The following is a 16,474-nucleotide window of genomic DNA, read 5'->3' on the forward strand; positions in this document are numbered from 1 at the left end:
ATTCATGGCCGAACTTACCCTCGACGTCGCCCGGAAGATTCTCGATGCCGCGCTTGCCAAGGGCGTCGAGAAGAAACTGAAGCCGCTGGTCATCACCATTCTGGATGCCCGCGGCTGCGTGAAGGTCACGGCGGCGCAGGACGGCACCAGCCTGATGCGGGCCGAAATCGCGCATGGCAAGGCCTATGGCGCACTCGCGATGGGCATGGGGTCGCGGGCGTTGTTCCAGCGCGCGCAAGAGCAGGCCTACTTCGTCAGTGCGGTGAACACGCTGGCGCAAGGCCGCCTTGTGCCGGTGCCCGGCGGCGTGCTGATCCAGGGCGATGGCGGCCTGCTCGGCGCCGTCGGCGTCAGCGGCGATACCTCGGATAATGACGAGATCTGCGCCGTCGCGGGCATCGAAGCCGCCGGACTGAAGCCAAACGCGGGCTGATCAGCGCCCCGGCCAAGACGGTTTGCGTTTCTCGCCGAAGGCCTTGAGGCCTTCCTTGGCGTCCTCCGTCATCGCCAGCAACGCGATCTGGCTTTCGGTATAGGCGATGCTCTCGTCGAACGACATCGAGGCGATCGCCCGCATCGCGTATTTGCCGCGCCGGATCGCGGTCGGCGACTTGTCGACGATGCGGCTGATCAGCCAATCGACCTTGGCGTCCAGTTCGGCCGCGGGCACCACGTAGTTCAGGAGGCCTGCTTCCTTGGCGATGTGCGCGTCGAACGGCTCGCCGGTCAGCGACCATTCACTGACCAGCCGCTTCGGTGCGATCGACTGCAGCAGGCTCAGCACCTGCATCGGGAATACGCCGACCTTCACTTCGGGCAAACCGAAAATCACATGATCGGCGGCGACCGCCATATCGGTCATGCACAACAGACCCATGCCGCCGGCCATGCAGACGCCCCCTACCCGCGCGATCGCGGGCTTGGTGGCGTTCTGCGACAGCCGCAGCAGATCGGCGTAGTCGACATTCGGCCGCGAATAATCCATCGCAAAGGCTGCGCCGCTGTTCTGCAGGTCGGCGCCGGCGCAAAACGCCTTGTCCCCTGCGCCCGTCAGCACGATGACGCGGACCTCCTTGTCGTCATGCGCTTCGCGATAGCCGCGGGCGATGCCGGCGACCACATCGGCATTGATGGCGTTGCGCTTGTCCGGCCGGTTGATGGTAATCCAGAACGCCTGTCCGCGCTTCTCGCGTATCACGCTGCTTGTATTGGTCATTGTCGCGCTCGCTTTTTGTCAAATGCTGGCAAGCATTTGCGGCAAGACGACGGTGGACTGCAAGGGCGTTCTAACTCTTGCGCCGAGTGGCTGGCGTTGCTCTTTTTGCCCAGACCTTGTTGTCATGGAACGCCGCGCCGCCGATGGGAGCGACCGTTTCGGCCCCGGTGAGCATGTTGATGCCGCGGCCGCCGACATGAGCCTTGTTCGGATGGATGGACTCGGCGATCAGCACACCGCGGCGCACCCCGTCAAACAGCTTCACCGTCAGCGTGGTTTCGCCCCGCATATTGCCGAGCGTCACCGCGTCGCCATCGGCGATCGAAAGGCTTGCGGCGTCTTCCGGGTGCATCATCACCGACGGCGCGCCCTCGCGGGCCTGCGATCCCGCCGTCTCGTTGAAGCTGGTGTTGAGATAGCTCCGCGACGGCGAAGTGGCGAGGCGGAACGGATGTTTCTCATCCGCCTCCTCGATGATCGTCCAATGATCGGGCAGCGAGGGCATCTGCGCCCAAGGACCCAGGCCCGGATTGCCGACGGGCGGGTGCGCCCAGTCGGCCTTGAAGTGGAACTTCTTGTCTGCATGCGCGAAGCCGTCGAGATAATGCGAGGTGCGGAAATCCGGCTGGATATCGCGCCACAGATCCGCTTCGAGCGTCTCGACATCGCCGTGGCCGCTCTTTTTCAGCGTCGCATCGATCAATTCGCGCGGCGTCATCTCAAACCCGGGATGCACGGCGTTGAGGCGGCGGCCGAGGCCTTGCAGCACCTCGTGGTTGGAACGGCACTCGCCGGGCGGATCGATCAGCTTAGGCCCGACCGAGATATGCTGGTGACCACCGCCATAATAGAGATCGTCGTGCTCCATGAACATGGTCGCCGGCAGCACGATGTCGGCCATGACGGCCGTTTCCGTCATGAACTGCTCATGCACCGCGACGAACAAATCCTCGCGCGCAAAGCCCTTTCGCACGAGTGCCTGTTCGGGCGCTACCGTCATCGGGTTGGTATTCTGGATCAGCATCGCCTTGACCGGCGGTCCACCCTTCAAGGCTTCAGCGTCGCCGGTCAGGATGCGCCCGACCTGGGACTGATCGAGCCAGCGGGTCGTGCGGTCGATCGCGTCATGTCCCTCGATGATGGATTCGTCGAACTTCCAGATCGAAGCATTGTTGAAGAAGGCGCCGCCACCTTCATATTGCCAGGCTCCGGTCACCGCCGGGATGCACAGCGCTGCATGCATCTGCGCCGCTCCGTTGCGGCTGCGGGTAAAGCCGTAGCCGAGGCGAAAGAACGAACGTTTGGTTTGGCCGACGACGCGCGCGAATGCCTCGATCTCTTCCACCGGCACGCCCGAGATCGCAGAAGCCCATTCCGGCGTGCGGGTCGCGAGGTGCGCCTCGAGTTCGTCAGGACAATCGGTGTAGCGATCCATATAGGCGCGATCCGCGTAACCCTCGCGGAACAGCACGTTCATGACGCCGCAAGCGAAGGCGCCATCGGTACCCGGTCGGAGCAGTATCTTGATATCGGCCTGCTTCATCGTGTCGTTGTTGTAGACATCGATCGCCGCGATCTTCGCGCCGCGCTCCTTGCGGGCGCGCGAGGCGTGAGTCATCACGTTGACCTGGGTATTCACCGGGTTGGTGCCCCAGATCACAACGAGATCGGAGACCCCCATCTCGCGCGGATCGACGCCAGCGATCTTGCCAGTGCCGATGGCAAACCCGATGCGCGCGACGGTCGCACAGATGGTGCCGTAGAAACGGGAATACTTCTTCACATGCGCGAGGCGATTGATGCCGTCGCGCATGACGAGCCCCATGGTGCCGGCGTAATAATAGGGCCAGACAGACTGAGCGCCGAATTCACGCTCGGCCTGATCGAAGCGCACGGCGATTTCGTCCAGCGCTTCATCCCAGGAAATCCGCGCGAACTGGCCGGAGCCCTTCGGGCCGGTGCGGTGCATCGGATGGAGCAGCCGGTCGGGATGATGAATGCGCTCGGCGTAGCGCGCGACCTTGGCGCAGACGACGCCCGCCGTATAGGTCTGCAGCTTGGAGCCGCGGACCCGGCCGATCGAACGGCCGTCGATCACCTCGATGTCGAGTGCACAGGCCGACGGGCAATCGTGCGGACAGGTGGAGTGGCGGATAGCGACCTTGGCATGCTGGTTCATGCGTTTCTAGGTAACATCAAACGCCGCGGTCGCCGAGAGGGTTTGTCCGGCAATACACCTGCAAAAACGGCCTTTAGCCATGCATCAGACGCCCAAATAGGCGCCGCCATTGGTGTGGATGGCCTGCCCGTTGATGTAGCGCGCCCCGGGACCGCACAGGAAACGCACGGTTGCGGCGACGTCTTCCGGCAGGCCCCGATTACCGGTGATGGTCTGATGGATCAGATGATGCGCCGGCTCCGGTTTGTCCTTGGGCCGTGGCGTCCCGATCAGCCCGGGAACCACGCAGTTCACCGTGATGCCGTCATCGGCAAGGTCGTGGGCCAGCGCTCGTGTCAGGCCGACAATTCCGGCCTTTGCCGTCACGACATGCGCACGATTTTTTGCACCCGTATGCGCGCTGAGACCGCCAATATTGACGATGGTCGCTGCACCCGACTTGCGCAGCGCCGGCAGGCAGGCTTTTACGCAGAGGAACGTGCCATCGAGCGTAACGTCGAGGATTTCGCGCCACGCCGCATAGCTCATCTCGGCGAACGGCTTCTCGCGCCGCAGCGCCGCGTTATTGACGAGGATATCGATACGGCCGAATTGCTTGACGGCCGCATCCGCCATGGCCTGCACCGCCACGGCGTCGGCAACGTCGCCGATATGGACCAACGCCTTGCCGCCGGCAGTCTCGATCTCGCGCGCGACGGCATCCGCCTCGGTGCGGTTACTGCGTGTGTTCACCACGATAGAGGCTCCGCCCTCCGCCAGGGTCAGCGCGATCGCGCGGCCGATATTGCGGCCCGCGCCGGTGACGACAGCGACTTTGCCTAGGAGTTCTTTGGTCATGAGCCGCTACCCACGCAATGAGGAGAGATCGATGCGGCCACTATACAGCCCCGCCATCACTTTCAACGCCGCATCGCTTTGCACCGCGCTCCAGCCGCCATGCTCGGCGTTGAGCCTGAACTTGTCGGTCACGTCCTCCCGCGTCAGCGGCTCCTGCGCGCCGCCCCGCAGATATGGCTGCCGCTCTTCCACCACGCTGCCATCCCGGAGGGTGGCGCGGATGTGGCCGGTGTAATTGTTGGGATAGGGATTGTCCGGGTCGATCACGAACTTCACTTTTGCCGCGAGCGCCAGCACGCGCTCATCGCGAATCGCATGTTCCGTGAACGCGCCGAGCCCGACGCCGCCATGCACGAAGCCGGCGGCCAGCAGATAAGGCACCGCGAATTTGGCGGCATAGCCGTTGCGCGGGCGTTGCTTGTCGGCGAGTGGCTCCCATAGCCGGTGCACTGTTCCCTCCGCCACCTCGCAGACGATCTCGGTGACATCCTCGGGTTTGATGCCGCGCGCAGCCAGCCGGCGCGCGCAATCGATATAGGGCTGCGCCATCGTCCCGCATGGATAGGGCTTGAACGCCAGCGTGTCCGTCACCCAGCGCGTGCCGAAATCGCCGGTCAGCGCGTCGTAGTCGCCCTCCGTGGTGTGCGCGAAACCGTGGAACAGCCCGTGCACGCCCTCGAAGACCGTGCGCGGGCCGACAAACCCTGCCCGCGCCAATAGCGCCGCGCGGATACCCGATTGCGCCGCCCAGCCAGCATGCAGCCGTTTGGTCCAGGCGCCTTCCGCAAGATACTCGATGATGCCGCCGGCCATGCTGCCGGCGACGCCGAGCGCATCGACGATCTGCCTGGCGTTGAGGCCGAGCGCGGCGCCGACACCGGCGGCCGCGCCCATCGCGCCGAAGATTGCTGTCGGATGAAAGCCGGCCTTGTGGACGGCCTTCGGCGCCACGAGGCTCAACCGGCACAGCACTTCGGTGCCGACCGCGATCCCGACCAGCGCCTTCTGACCGTCAGGGTTATGCCGCTCGCAGGCGGCGAGCACCGCCGGCACGATCACGGCGCCTGCATGGACCGGGCCGCCCTCAAAAGTGTCGTCGAAATCCTCGCCATGCGCGGCCGTCCCGTTGACGAAGGCGGCGCCCGCCGCATTCAGCGTGCGCCTATGCCCGATCGCGGTACAGGGGCCGTCATCGTCACAGCCCGCCAGCGCGCTTCTGATGTAGTCCTCGTTGCGCGCGGTGACGCATAGTCCGACCACGTCGATCAGCATGTCCTCGCATTTGCGCGCGGTTGCAGCCTGCAATGGGCCGGATTGCAGTGCGGCGATCTTTTCGGCAAGCGCTTCAGCGACCGAGGTCTCAGGCAGTCCGGAGGCCATAGCGGTCAAACGCGGAAGATTTTTGTGTAGCGCGCCTTGATGGCCTCGCTTTCCTTCTCCACCGCCGCCGCGTCGTCCTTCATGGTCTTGATGTCCTTGAGCGGCTTGCGCCCCGCCTTCTCGACGGTTTGCGAATGCACCGAGCGGAGGCCGCCGACGTCGACGATGAGCTGCTGCGCCTCGCGGCTGAGACTGAACGACTGAAACAGCCGCGCCGCGTTCGGATTCGGTGCATCCTTGAAGACGCCGTTCGGTGCGATGATCAGCGGCGACCCTTCCGTGGCGTAGACCGGCTCGACCGGACGGCCCGCCTCCTTCATCTGGAAGATGTTGTATTCGTTGCCGTCCGCCATCACCGCGCGCTCGCCGAGATCGAGCTTCTTCGGCGGATCGGCCGATGACTGCACCTGCATGATGCTCTGCTTGGCAAGCTGCTCGAAGAAGCTCCAGCCGAGATCGCGCTGCATCTGGTAGGTCGCGGTTATGATGGTGCCGCTGTAGCCCGGATGCGCCTTGACGATCTTGCCCTTCCATTTGGGATCGAGCAGATCGGCAAAACTCTTCGGCGCGTCCTCTGCTTTCACCAGATTGGTGTTGTAGGCAATGATGCTGAGCCAGACGCGAAAACTCGCAAACTGGCCGTCGGGGTCCTTGTGCTCGGCCGGATAGAATTTTGCCACGTCTTCCGGCACGTAAGGCGCCAGAATGCCGTCGCGCTTCCAGACGATGAAATGCGCGGCATCGGACGAGTTCACGATATCGACGGCATGGATGTTGCTGGAATATTCCTGGCCGATGCGCTGGAACAGGCGTTCGGCGCCGGTGCGTTCAACACGCACCGCGATGCCCGGATATTTCGCCTCGAACGCCTTGGCCAGTTTTTCCGCGACCGGCAAATCGGTCGAGGTGTAATAGATGACCTTGCCTTCCTTCTTCGCCGCCTCGATCAACGCCGGCGTCACGGTTTCCGGTGGCGGCGCAGCCGCCATGACGCGCGTGGAGCATGCTGCGCCTGCGAGAGCAGCACCAGCGCCAGCCAGCACATGGCGGCGTGAAATCCCTGGGTGTTTCATGTTTTCGAATCCCCGCGCTGTCGGCGAAGTTAGGTACCCCTGATCCCCCGCATTATTCCTATGGATGGCCCGCTGTCCATCGCCGGCAGCCGCCTGGCCATGGCAGCTAAGCCTGAATACTACTGTGCAGGACAGGCCGCGCCGGTTTTCACCCAGGCCTCGACCAGGGCGCCGGCCTGCTTTTGTGTGCCGGGCACGGAGCTGCGGCCAGCGCCGGGAGCCCAGGCCCAGCCAACCAGCGTATCTTCGCCGATATGATGGATGAGTTCCTCGAGCTTGCGCCCGCCGTTGCGTGCGGGATCCTTGAGCTGCGCGCAGATTTCGGCAACTGTCTTGCCCTCCCACGCCATTTCGCGCGGTGCGAGGTGCCATTCCGGATGGCCCGGCATGCGGCCGGGTTCGAAGTTCGCATGCTGGTGGCAACTCGAGCAGCGCATCGCCGGAAGGCCATGGCCGTCCGCGCCGCGCGTGACCGGCGGTTGGTGCAGCCGCCCCTCGTCGCCTTGCCGCGGGCGATCGGTTGCGGGATGGCAATTCGTGCAGCGCGGATGGGTGAGCACCTTGCCGAGTTCGGTGAACATGGCCGCCGATCGCGCGTCCGTATCTGATATCGACGCAAAACTTTCCGGACTTGCCAGCGATTGCGGTGCCGTCTGGGAAACGGCGTAGCCCGCGAACATGCTCGTCACGACAGCGACCACAGCAAGCAGAAGCTGGAACCGCAACTCCGATTTCATGTCGCGTTCTCCCGGCCGGTCACTGGTTCGCTGCGAGATAGCGTTTGGAATCCGCCAGGATCACATCCCGCACGGCCTCGTGGTATTTGATGTAGCCGGTGCAGCGGCAGATATGGCCATCGAGCGCTTCGGCGATGGTGTTTTCGAGATCAGCGCGCTTCACCGGCGCCTTGGCCAGACGCTCCAGCAGGACCTGCCCCTCGTTGAGGAAGCCCGCGGTGCAATAGCCGCACTGGAAGGCGAAGTGCCGGATGAAGGCCTTTTGCAGCGCCGTTAGTTCGTCGCCCTTCGCATGGCCCTCGACGGTGCGGATGGTCTTGCCGTTAAAACTTGCCGCCGAGGCGACGCAGGTCGGGCTGGTGTAGCTCATGCCATCGGGATCATCGACGATCACGGCACAACTCAGGCACTGCGCCGCGCCACAGCCGAACTTGGTGCCGGTCATGCCGAGATACTCGCGCAGGAAATCGTTCATCGAAAGTTCGTCGCGCACATCCACCGGTCCGTGCGCCCGGCCGTTGATCGTGAGGCTCAATCTGGTCACGCCAAAACTCCCTTGAGCAGGCTTGCGGTTACCGGCAGCGATTGGAAACGGCGGCCGGTCGCGTCGAAAATCGCATTCAGGATGGCAGGCACCACCGGAACCATGACGACTTCCGCCATGCCCTTCGGCGGCTCGTCGGGAGTCAGCGGCGGCAGCATTTCGATTTCGAGATCGTGCAGCGGCAGATCAGATCCGCGCGCGACGAGATACTGCCCGAGATTCCACCGGCCGTTGCCGGGACCGCCCTCAAAGGGCGGCAGCGTCTCGAGCAAGGCATAGCCGACACCCATCGCGAAGCCGCCTTGCGCCTGCCCCATCACCACCTCGGGCACCAGCGCCTGTCCGCACTCGAACACGCTGTAGGCCTTGGCAATGCGCAGCGTGCCGGTGGCGCGCTCGATCTCGATGCGGACCAGCGTGCCGCACATCGAGGTATAGCTGGTGCCGATCCGGTTGTTGTCGGTCGGCGGGAATTTGACGCTGACGCGGTTGATGCGCTCGAACTTGCCGTTGCCCCTGCGCAAGGCCAGCGCGTCGATCTCGGCGCGATACTGTTCGCCAAAGAGGGGAAAGCGGGCGCGCGACCATTCCCAGCGGGAGAAGCTGTGCGCCACCGCCCCGGTCGCAAGGTTGCGCGCATGCGCTCTTGCGGCGAGAGCCTGCAGCGGCAACGGCGCAAGACCGGGCATGACGAGCTGGCCGTCCTTCCATTGCGCCTTCGCCCAATCCTTTGCGCGCGGATCGTTCGCAGCGATGCGCCATAGATCCAGCGCCGCCGGCCACAGGCCGAAACGGAAGATGACGCGCGCGGCTTCGGCGACCGAGTGGGTACCGACATGCGCGCCGATCGAGGCGCTGGTCGCCGAGCTGATGGCGGGCACCCAGCGCGGATTCTTCTCCGCAGCGTCCTGTGTCTTCTGGTCCATCGTGTAGGGATCGCCCGATGTGACCAATCCGAGCGCGTCATACGTGTCGACACGCGCCACCGAGACTTCGTCAGCGACCGCTCCGAGATGGATCGCAACCCGGTTGGCGAGCGCGGTGCCGATGCCGTTGCCCATCTCGGTATGATCGCAATAGATGGTGATCTTGCCGTCGGGAGACAGCTCGACACGCCCCAGCGAACAATCGGCGCCGGTGCCATAGTCCTTGGTCACACACGCAACACCGGTACCGACGAGCATGCCCGGCGACGCGGCCGATTTCTGCTGCGCGCGCTGCTGCCAGATCGGATGCTTCTCGAGCTTGTCCAGGATTTCAGTGGTGCGAACCGAAACGCCGTAGGGATTACCGGTCATGGTCCGGCCCTTGGGCGCGAGCGCATTGCGTCGCCGGAACTCGATCGGATCAAGCGGCAAGGCAGTCGCCGCTTCGTCAACCAGTGCCTCCAGCGCCGTCATCGTCTGCAGCGTGCCGTAACCGCGCATCGATCCCGCGGTAACGCCGCGCGAATGAACGGCAACCGTGGTCACATCGACCTTCGGCACATCATAGATGCCGATCGCGGCGGTCGCGCCGCAGGTTGCCACATTGACCGAGAAATTGGCCAGGCCGCCGCCGTCGAGAACGTGGTCCGCAGCGAAAGCCTGAATTTTTCCGCTTCCCCGATCGACCCCCATCCACGACCGCATCTTGAAGGCGTGGCGCTTGATACCGCCCTGAAACTGCTGATAGCGGTCATGCGCCAGCCGCACGGGATGACCGGGAAAGAACATCGCCGCCAGCGCCACATACAGCACAAATGGCGTGTGATCGCGGCCGCCGAAGCCGCCGCCCATGTAGGTGAACTGGGTATTGATCCGCGCCGGCTTGTAGGGAGCGCGGGCCTCGCCGAGCAAATGCGCGATCGACTCCGCCGCCTCATAGGGCGACTGCACGCCGAGAACGAGCTCGAGGCTGCCGCTGTTGGTGCTGTACCACGCGAGGCCGGTCTCCGGTTCGAGGAACATCGGATCGACCGATTGGGTCTCGAACTCGCGCTCCAGCACCAGAAGGTTCGGATTCTTGGCCGCCAGTTCAGCGCGGATCCGTTCGCCGTGGATCGCGGCCTTGGCGTAGGAAGCCCCGGTGTCCTTTGCGGCCGGCGACCAAATCGGAAGCGGCGCGTTCTGTGACCGTCCCGGGCTGACCCAGCCGGCCAGGATCGGCGAATAGACGTCAGGCGCGTCCGGCGTTGCACCGGCCACGCGCGTAAAACGATAGGCGCCGTAGGCCGGCATGGCGACGGGGCCGGTTTCCTCGCCGAACCTCACGAACGTTCCATCGCGCAATGCGAGGCGCGCCTGATCGAAGGCGTCGAACGTCTCGAATATCAACAGCCCGACTGGCTGCCCCAGATAGAGCGGTGTCTTGCCAAGCGGACAGAACAGGTCGCCGGTATAAAATTCGGGAACGCGGGTGCCGATCTTGTCGAGATCGGCTGATGTCACCACGACCGACGGTTTCATCGCGCCGCCAAGCCGCGCGAGATCCATTCCGAGATAGACGTGCGTCGCATCCGGCGCACGGATCAGCATCGCGTGCGAGGTATTGGCCGGCCAGCCCGGAAGATCGGCGGCGCGGAAGTCGGATGCGTAGAGCTTCGCGCCGGTTACCTTGGCCGTGCCATCGACCCGGCCCGCGCCATTGGCGGCCGGGTTCCATTCGGTGCGACCGGGAAGCGACGCGCGCGGCGGCAGGCCGGCGGCCTCCGCCGCGCCGAGGCGCGCAAGACTGAGCGCAATGCCGCTCGCTGACACCCAATTCAGAAATTCACGCCGCGAAGGTCGCATGCATTCAACCTTTTGCCGGAACTACTTCAGGTCGGCGATGGTCGCAGGCCCCGGTCCCGGCGTGACCAGTGTCGGCCACTGCTTCGAGCCAAAGGGAACGACGGGTGGCAGGAACGGTGTCATGCCGCGCTTGCCGGTCTCGGCAAGGATCGCGGCGCGCGCATCGCCGCCCATCAGTTCGTAATCCATCAGATGGTAATTGCCGAAAAACAGCGCGCCGACCGATCGGTCCGCGATGATGCGTGTCAGCGATTCCAGCATGTCGGCCGGCGTGGTGGTGAAGGAAATCGTCTCGATCAGCAGCAGGCGGTTATTGATGGCGTCGGGACCGAAGAATTGCGCCAGCACGCTGAACAGAACGTTGTTCTGGCGCGCGACGTAGATCGTGTTGCTGGCGGCATAGGTCTTGTCCCAGTCGGCGCCGAGCTGCGCCTTCCAGTCCGCCAGCACCGTCATCCAGTGCGCGACTTGCGTTTGCGCTGCCCAGGCGACATTCTTCGCCAGATATGGCGCCTGTTTCTTGCCGAAGGCTTCGAGCGCGGCGAACGGAATGACGCCCTTGGCAACGCATTCGTCCATGAAGGCAATGTTGTTCTGCAGGATGGTGCGGTTGTTGTCGCGCCAGCCCGGCTCCATCGGCGTTGCATCGAGGCCGTCGAGCGCCGACTGCATGCGGCTGCGATAGGCCAGCATCGAGCCGCGCCAGGACTTGTTATCGGGGTTATCGACATAGGGGCCAACGACCTGTACCAGCGCCATCGTGCTGTGGCCGACGGATTTGAGCAATTGATACACGATCGGCACCTGCGGCGCGTCCAGCGGCGCCATGCCCGGCCGATAGAGGATCATCCGGCCGCCTGCGCCCGAGAACAGGCCGAGGATCACCGGATGCTTGCTCAGGATGTTCTTCTGGAAAATCTTTGCTGCATCGCCATAGAGCTCGAACATGCCGGTGTTGAGCGCCAGCATATCCTTGGTCGCGGTGTCGGAAGGTGTCGCAGCGGCTTTTCCGGCGATTGGCGCCATATAGGCGGGAAGGGTCTGGGCACTGGCGAAGGTCCCGCCCGAAAGCATGATTGCAGCAACGGCCAGACTGGGGGCAATTCTCATGTCGTGTTCCCTGTCACCCTGAAATTGTATGGGCCGAGCACCGACGAATATCTGATTCTGGGACTAGCGGTCAGTACGCGGATAGCTAGACTTGGCACTAGACTTGGCACGAGGCTGGTAAACGGGCCCTTGCAGAAAAAGAGTCAGTTGGGGAGGTCGATATGATGCGCTTGAGAACGGCGCTCGCGCTGGCGGCAATTGTTGCGGCGCCACCTCTTCTGGCTACGCCCGGTCTGGCGCAGGACTATCCGTCGCGGCCGGTGAAGGTGATTGTTCCCTTCGGCGCCGGGGGGCCTGCCGACGTCACCGCCCGCCAGATCGGGAACATTCTGCAGGAAAGTTTTGGCCAGCCCTTCGTCGTCGAGAACCGCACCGGAGCCGGCGGCGTGATCGGCACGCAGGAAGCCGTCAAGTCACCACCGGACGGCTATACGCTGCTGATGATGTCGAACACCCAGACCGCGAATGAATCGCTGGTTCCGCAGCGCAAATACGAATTGATGCGCGATCTCGCGCCAATCGCCCCGGTGAACTATTCCGACCTCGTCATCGTGGTTCATCCCTCCGTGCAGGCGAAGACGCTGCAGGAATTCATCGCGCTGGCCAAATCACAGCCCGCGAAACTGAACTACGCCTCGTCCGGTCAGGGCACGCCGTACCACATGGCGGGCGAGCTGTTCAAAGCCATGGCCGGCATCGACGTCGTGCACGTGCCCTACCGTAACAGCGGCGAGGCGCGCAGCGGCGTGATCGGCGGCCAGGTGCAGATGATGATCGATGCGGTTCCGGCGATGGCGCCCAATGTCGCCGAAAATCAGGTGCGCGCGCTGGCCACGACAGGCAAGACGCGCTCGACCGTGCTGCCCAATGCGCCGACGGTGATCGAGGCGGGCATTCCCGGCTATGAGGCCACCATCTGGCTCGGCCTGATGGCGCCCACGGGCACGCCAAAGCCGATCATCGACAAACTCAATGCGGCCGTGAACGCGGCGGTGAAACGGCCCGATGTCGTCAAGCTCTGGACCCAGCAGGGCGCGGTTCCGATGTCGATGACGCCGGAGGAATTCGACAAATTCCTGCGCGGCGATATTGTGAAGTGGGCGGAAGTGGTCAAGAAATTCGACAAGCCGCCGCAATAAGAAGCCGTGAGCAAAGGTTCGCCCTCGATGCCGAGCGTTCGATTTCGCCTCAACGGCGCCGAGACCGAGATTGACGCCGATCCCGATCGGTCATTGCTGGATATTTTGCGCGGACAGCTCGGCATGACCGGGCCGCATTTCGGCTGCGGCGCCGGCGAGTGCGGCGCCTGCAACGTGATTGTCGGCGACCGCGCGCTGTCCGCCTGCGATACGCCGCTCTGGTCGGTGGCGGACAGGGATGTAACCACCATCGAAGGGCTGGGAACGATCGAGCAGCCACATCCGCTGCAGCGCGCCTTCATCGCCGAGCAGGCGCTGCAATGCGGCTATTGCGTCTCCGGCATCCTGATGAGCGCAGCGGCGCTGTTGAAGCGAAACCCGTCACCGACAAGCCGGGAGGTGAAGGAAGCGCTCGACCGCAACCTCTGCCGTTGCGGTTCGCATAATCGCATGGTGCGGGCGGTGCTGCGCGCGGCGGAAGAAATGGCGGCAGGATGAATCAGCCGGCGCCCGCTCCCTCCCCGCCCGCACTGCCGGTAAGCCTTGCGGCAAACCCAAAGCTGTCGTCGTGGCTGAAATTCTCAAGCGACGGACAGGTGACGGTCTCGCCGGGCAAGGTGGAGATCGGGCAAGGCATCGTGACGGCGCTGGCACAGATCGCAGCGGATGAGCTCGATATCGATCTGTCTCGCGTGCAGATAATCCGGGCGTCAACCGCCGCCAGTCCCAACGAGGGCGTCACCTCGGGCAGCCTCTCCATCCAGCAGTCGGGCCGCGCGCTGCGTCATGCCTGTGCCGAGGTTCGCCGGATCTTTCTGCAGCACGCGGTGGAACGGCTGGGCGTTGATATCGATGCACTCGACATCGAGGACGGCACCATTTCAGGACCGGGCAATGTCAGGACCAGTTACTGGGAGCTTGCCGAGGAAGTATCGCTCGATCGCGATACCACGCCCGGAGTAACGCCAAAGATCGCATCGCGCCGGGCGCTGGCCGGGAATTCAATTCAGCGGATCGACATTCCGGACAAGGTTTTGGGCCGGCCGCGATTCATCCACGATCAGGCACTGGCGGGAATGCTGCACGGCCGCGTGCTGCGGTCGGAGAACGCGCGCGCCAAACTTATCGAATTGAAGGAAGATGGCGTCCGCGCCGTCGCTGGTTTCGTCGCGATCGTGCGCGACGGCAGTTTCGCGGGCGTCGTCAGCGAGACCGAACATGGCGCGGAACTGGCGGTTCAGGCCTTGCGTAAGGGCGCGACCTGGTCTGACGGCGAGCCCCTCCCCGACGAAAACGATCTGGCCTCGTTCCTGAAAGCACAGCCGGCGGAATCGACGATCATCGACAAGAAGACGGCTGCATCACCTGGCGCGGCGGCGCGGACCATGAGGCGACAATATACCCGCCCCTATATTGCGCACGCGTCGATCGCACCGTCCTGCGCGATGGCGCAGTGGCACGGCGACCGCGTTCATGTCTGGACCCACAGCCAGGGCGTCTATCTCCTGCGCGCCGATCTGGCGCTGGTTCTCAAGCTGCCGGTCGAACACATTACCGTTGAGCACATGGAGGGCGCGGGCTGCTACGGGCACAATGCCGCCGACGATGTCGCGCTCGATGCCGTGCTGCTCGCTAAAGCCGCCAGCGGTCGGCCGGTGCGGGTACAATGGTCGCGCCAAGGCGAAATGTCCGATGCACCCTTTGGGGCGGCGATGGCGATCGAGATCGAGGCCGATCTTGACGCGCAGGGGGAAATCATCGACTGGCGGCACTCGATCTGGGGCAACGGTCATGTAGCGCGCCCGGGGCGCGCGGCACAGCCCGCATTGCTGGCGGGGTTCGAACTGGCGGACCCGTTTCCGCGCATGATCTCGACCAATCCGCCGCAGGCCAATGGCGGCGGCAGCGATCGCAACTCCGTCCCGCTCTATGATTTTCCTTCCTGGCGCATCGAAAGCCATCGCCTGACAACCATGCCAATCCGCACCTCGGCGCTGCGGACGCTCGGCGCGCAGGGCAATGTGTTTGCGATTGAATCCATCCTCGATGAAATCGCCGCCGAGCGCGGTGAGGATCCGATTGCGTTCCGGCTGCGATACTTGCGGGATGAGCGGGCAAAGGACGTCATCCGCGCCGTTGCCGCTCGCGCCAAATGGAAGCCGGAGAAGCAGCCGGGCGTCGGCTATGGCGTGGCCTTTGCCCGCTACAAGAACACCGGCGCCTATTGCGCGGCGATCGCCGAGATCGAGGGCGCCGAGGAGATCAGTGTCAGGAAATTGACGCTGGCGGTCGATGTCGGCGAAGCGATCAATCCCGACGGCGTCATCAACCAGATCGAGGGCGGTGCCATTCAAGCCACGAGCTGGGTGCTGAAGGAACGCCTCCGCTTCGACCGGCAACGCATCACCAGCACCAGCTGGACGGAATATCCGATCCTGCGCTTCAGCGAAGTGCCCGATGTCGAGGTTGAGGTCATCCAGCGGCCTGATATGGACCCGGTCGGCGCCGGCGAGGCTGCCCATGGCCCGGTTACATCAGCCATCGCCAACGCCGTGTTCGACGCACTCGGCGTGCGGGTGCGCGATCTGCCGATCACGCGGGACAGAATCATTGCCGCAATGGAATTGACCGCATGAGCACCCTGAACATCCTGAGCGGCGGCGCGGCAGAGGGTCTGGTCGCAAGCCTGACGCCGGCCTTCAAGGCCCTGACCGGATTCGATATCGCAGGCGAATTTGGCGCGGTCGGCGCCATGGCCGACAAATTGCGCAAGGGCACGCCGGCAGACATCATCATCCTGACCGCGGCCCTCGTCGCCAAGCTGGCGGAGGAGAAGCTGGTGGTCGCCACGTCGATCGCCGATGTCGGCTTGGTCGAGACCGCCCTCGCCGTCCGCACTGGCGATCCCCAAGCCGTAGTCAAGGATGCCGCTGATTTGCGCGAAGCCTTGCTGGCGTCCGATGCGATCTTCGTGCCGGATACCAAAGCCTCGACGGCTGGAATTCACATTGCAAATGTTCTTCAGCATCTCGGCATCGCCGATGCGGTTGCCACCCGCCTCAAAATTTTCCCGAATGGCGCGACGGCGATGCGCAAACTGGCGGCGTCCGAGGCGCGACGTCCGCTCGGGTGTACGCAATCGACCGAGATCATCAGCACCCAAGGCGTGACCTTGTCCGGTTCACTACCGCCGGGCTGCGAACTCGCGACCATGTACACGGCGGGCATCACGGCCGCCGCCGCCCACCCGCAACAAGCCCAACATCTGATCGACCTGTTGTCCGGCGCCGGACAACATGAACAGCGGCAGCACGCCGGCTTCATCAACGGCCGGCGCCAGGCGCCAACGTAGCGCCCCAATTGTTGGACGCGCCCCTTCCGGGCGCCCGGCACAAAACCACTGCGCGGCTCGATTTCTGATTGTCAAAGCCAATTCATATACTAATATATCAATCGAGAAAGCAGCCATGCCCGCTCGCGCATCGAAA

General features: G+C 64.0%; 14 protein-coding genes. 5 read left to right on the forward strand and 9 right to left on the reverse strand.

Going from position 1 to position 16,474, the window contains the following annotated elements:
- The first annotated feature begins 4 nt into the window (after window positions 1-4).
- On the forward strand, window positions 5-433 hold the full coding sequence (locus IVB05_RS31835) for a heme-binding protein (RefSeq protein WP_247779981.1): 429 nt from the start codon (window positions 5-7) through the stop codon (window positions 431-433).
- Here the strand turns inward: IVB05_RS31835 and IVB05_RS31840 are convergent, their stop codons facing one another.
- The 9 genes from IVB05_RS31840 to IVB05_RS31880 all read right to left on the reverse strand — a co-directional run bounded on the left by IVB05_RS31840 (window position 434) and on the right by IVB05_RS31880 (window position 11,847).
- Complete coding sequence (locus tag IVB05_RS31840; RefSeq protein ID WP_247779982.1) at window positions 434-1,216, reverse strand: enoyl-CoA hydratase/isomerase family protein; 783 nt, start codon at window positions 1,214-1,216, stop codon at window positions 434-436.
- A gap of 70 nt (window positions 1,217-1,286) precedes the next feature.
- Window positions 1,287-3,395 carry a molybdopterin-dependent oxidoreductase gene (locus IVB05_RS31845; RefSeq protein WP_247779983.1) on the reverse strand — a complete coding sequence of 703 codons (2,109 nt, stop codon included), beginning with the start codon at window positions 3,393-3,395 and terminating at the stop codon, window positions 1,287-1,289.
- An 84-nt stretch (window positions 3,396-3,479) separates the two neighbouring features.
- Complete coding sequence (locus IVB05_RS31850; RefSeq protein ID WP_247779984.1) at window positions 3,480-4,232, reverse strand: 3-oxoacyl-ACP reductase family protein; 753 nt, start codon at window positions 4,230-4,232, stop codon at window positions 3,480-3,482.
- 6 nt (window positions 4,233-4,238) lie between these two features.
- Entirely contained in the window at window positions 4,239-5,612 is a 1,374-nt protein-coding gene (locus tag IVB05_RS31855; protein ID WP_247779985.1) for an MmgE/PrpD family protein, read from the reverse strand.
- Between the two features lie 5 nt (window positions 5,613-5,617).
- Window positions 5,618-6,685, reverse strand: coding sequence for an extracellular solute-binding protein (locus tag IVB05_RS31860; protein ID WP_247779986.1), 1,068 nt, complete (start codon window positions 6,683-6,685; stop codon window positions 5,618-5,620).
- Window positions 6,686-6,804: 119 nt separating this feature from the next.
- A complete protein-coding gene (locus IVB05_RS31865; protein ID WP_247779987.1) occupies window positions 6,805-7,422 on the reverse strand; it encodes an Isoquinoline 1-oxidoreductase subunit in 618 nt (205 codons plus the stop codon).
- Window positions 7,423-7,441: 19 nt separating this feature from the next.
- Complete coding sequence (locus IVB05_RS31870) at window positions 7,442-7,966, reverse strand: 2Fe-2S iron-sulfur cluster-binding protein (RefSeq protein WP_247779988.1); 525 nt, start codon at window positions 7,964-7,966, stop codon at window positions 7,442-7,444.
- Entirely contained in the window at window positions 7,963-10,737 is a 2,775-nt protein-coding gene (locus IVB05_RS31875; RefSeq protein ID WP_247779989.1) for a molybdopterin cofactor-binding domain-containing protein, read from the reverse strand. The genes IVB05_RS31870 and IVB05_RS31875 overlap by 4 nt, the downstream gene beginning before the upstream one ends.
- Window positions 10,738-10,758: 21 nt before the next feature.
- Window positions 10,759-11,847 carry a hypothetical protein gene (locus IVB05_RS31880; RefSeq protein ID WP_247779990.1) on the reverse strand — a complete coding sequence of 363 codons (1,089 nt, stop codon included), beginning with the start codon at window positions 11,845-11,847 and terminating at the stop codon, window positions 10,759-10,761.
- Window positions 11,848-12,008: 161 nt separating this feature from the next.
- Here IVB05_RS31880 and IVB05_RS31885 point away from each other — a divergent pair, with 161 nt between their 5' ends.
- The 4 genes from IVB05_RS31885 to IVB05_RS31900 are packed head-to-tail and all read left to right on the forward strand — an operon-like array spanning window position 12,009 to window position 16,338.
- Window positions 12,009-12,986, forward strand: a complete 978-nt coding sequence (locus IVB05_RS31885; protein ID WP_247779991.1) for a tripartite tricarboxylate transporter substrate binding protein — start codon at window positions 12,009-12,011, stop codon at window positions 12,984-12,986.
- 27 nt (window positions 12,987-13,013) lie between these two features.
- Window positions 13,014-13,484, forward strand: a complete 471-nt coding sequence (locus IVB05_RS31890; RefSeq protein ID WP_247787176.1) for a (2Fe-2S)-binding protein — start codon at window positions 13,014-13,016, stop codon at window positions 13,482-13,484.
- Complete coding sequence (locus tag IVB05_RS31895; RefSeq protein WP_247779992.1) at window positions 13,481-15,622, forward strand: molybdopterin cofactor-binding domain-containing protein; 2,142 nt, start codon at window positions 13,481-13,483, stop codon at window positions 15,620-15,622. The genes IVB05_RS31890 and IVB05_RS31895 overlap by 4 nt, the downstream gene beginning before the upstream one ends.
- Window positions 15,619-16,338, forward strand: a complete 720-nt coding sequence (locus tag IVB05_RS31900; RefSeq protein WP_247779993.1) for a substrate-binding domain-containing protein — start codon at window positions 15,619-15,621, stop codon at window positions 16,336-16,338. Before IVB05_RS31895 ends, IVB05_RS31900 begins: the two co-directional genes overlap by 4 nt.
- Window positions 16,339-16,474: the final 136 nt, after the last annotated feature.

This window comes from Bradyrhizobium sp. 170 (assembly GCF_023101085.1).
In the GTDB taxonomy this organism is placed as follows: domain Bacteria; phylum Pseudomonadota; class Alphaproteobacteria; order Rhizobiales; family Xanthobacteraceae; genus Bradyrhizobium.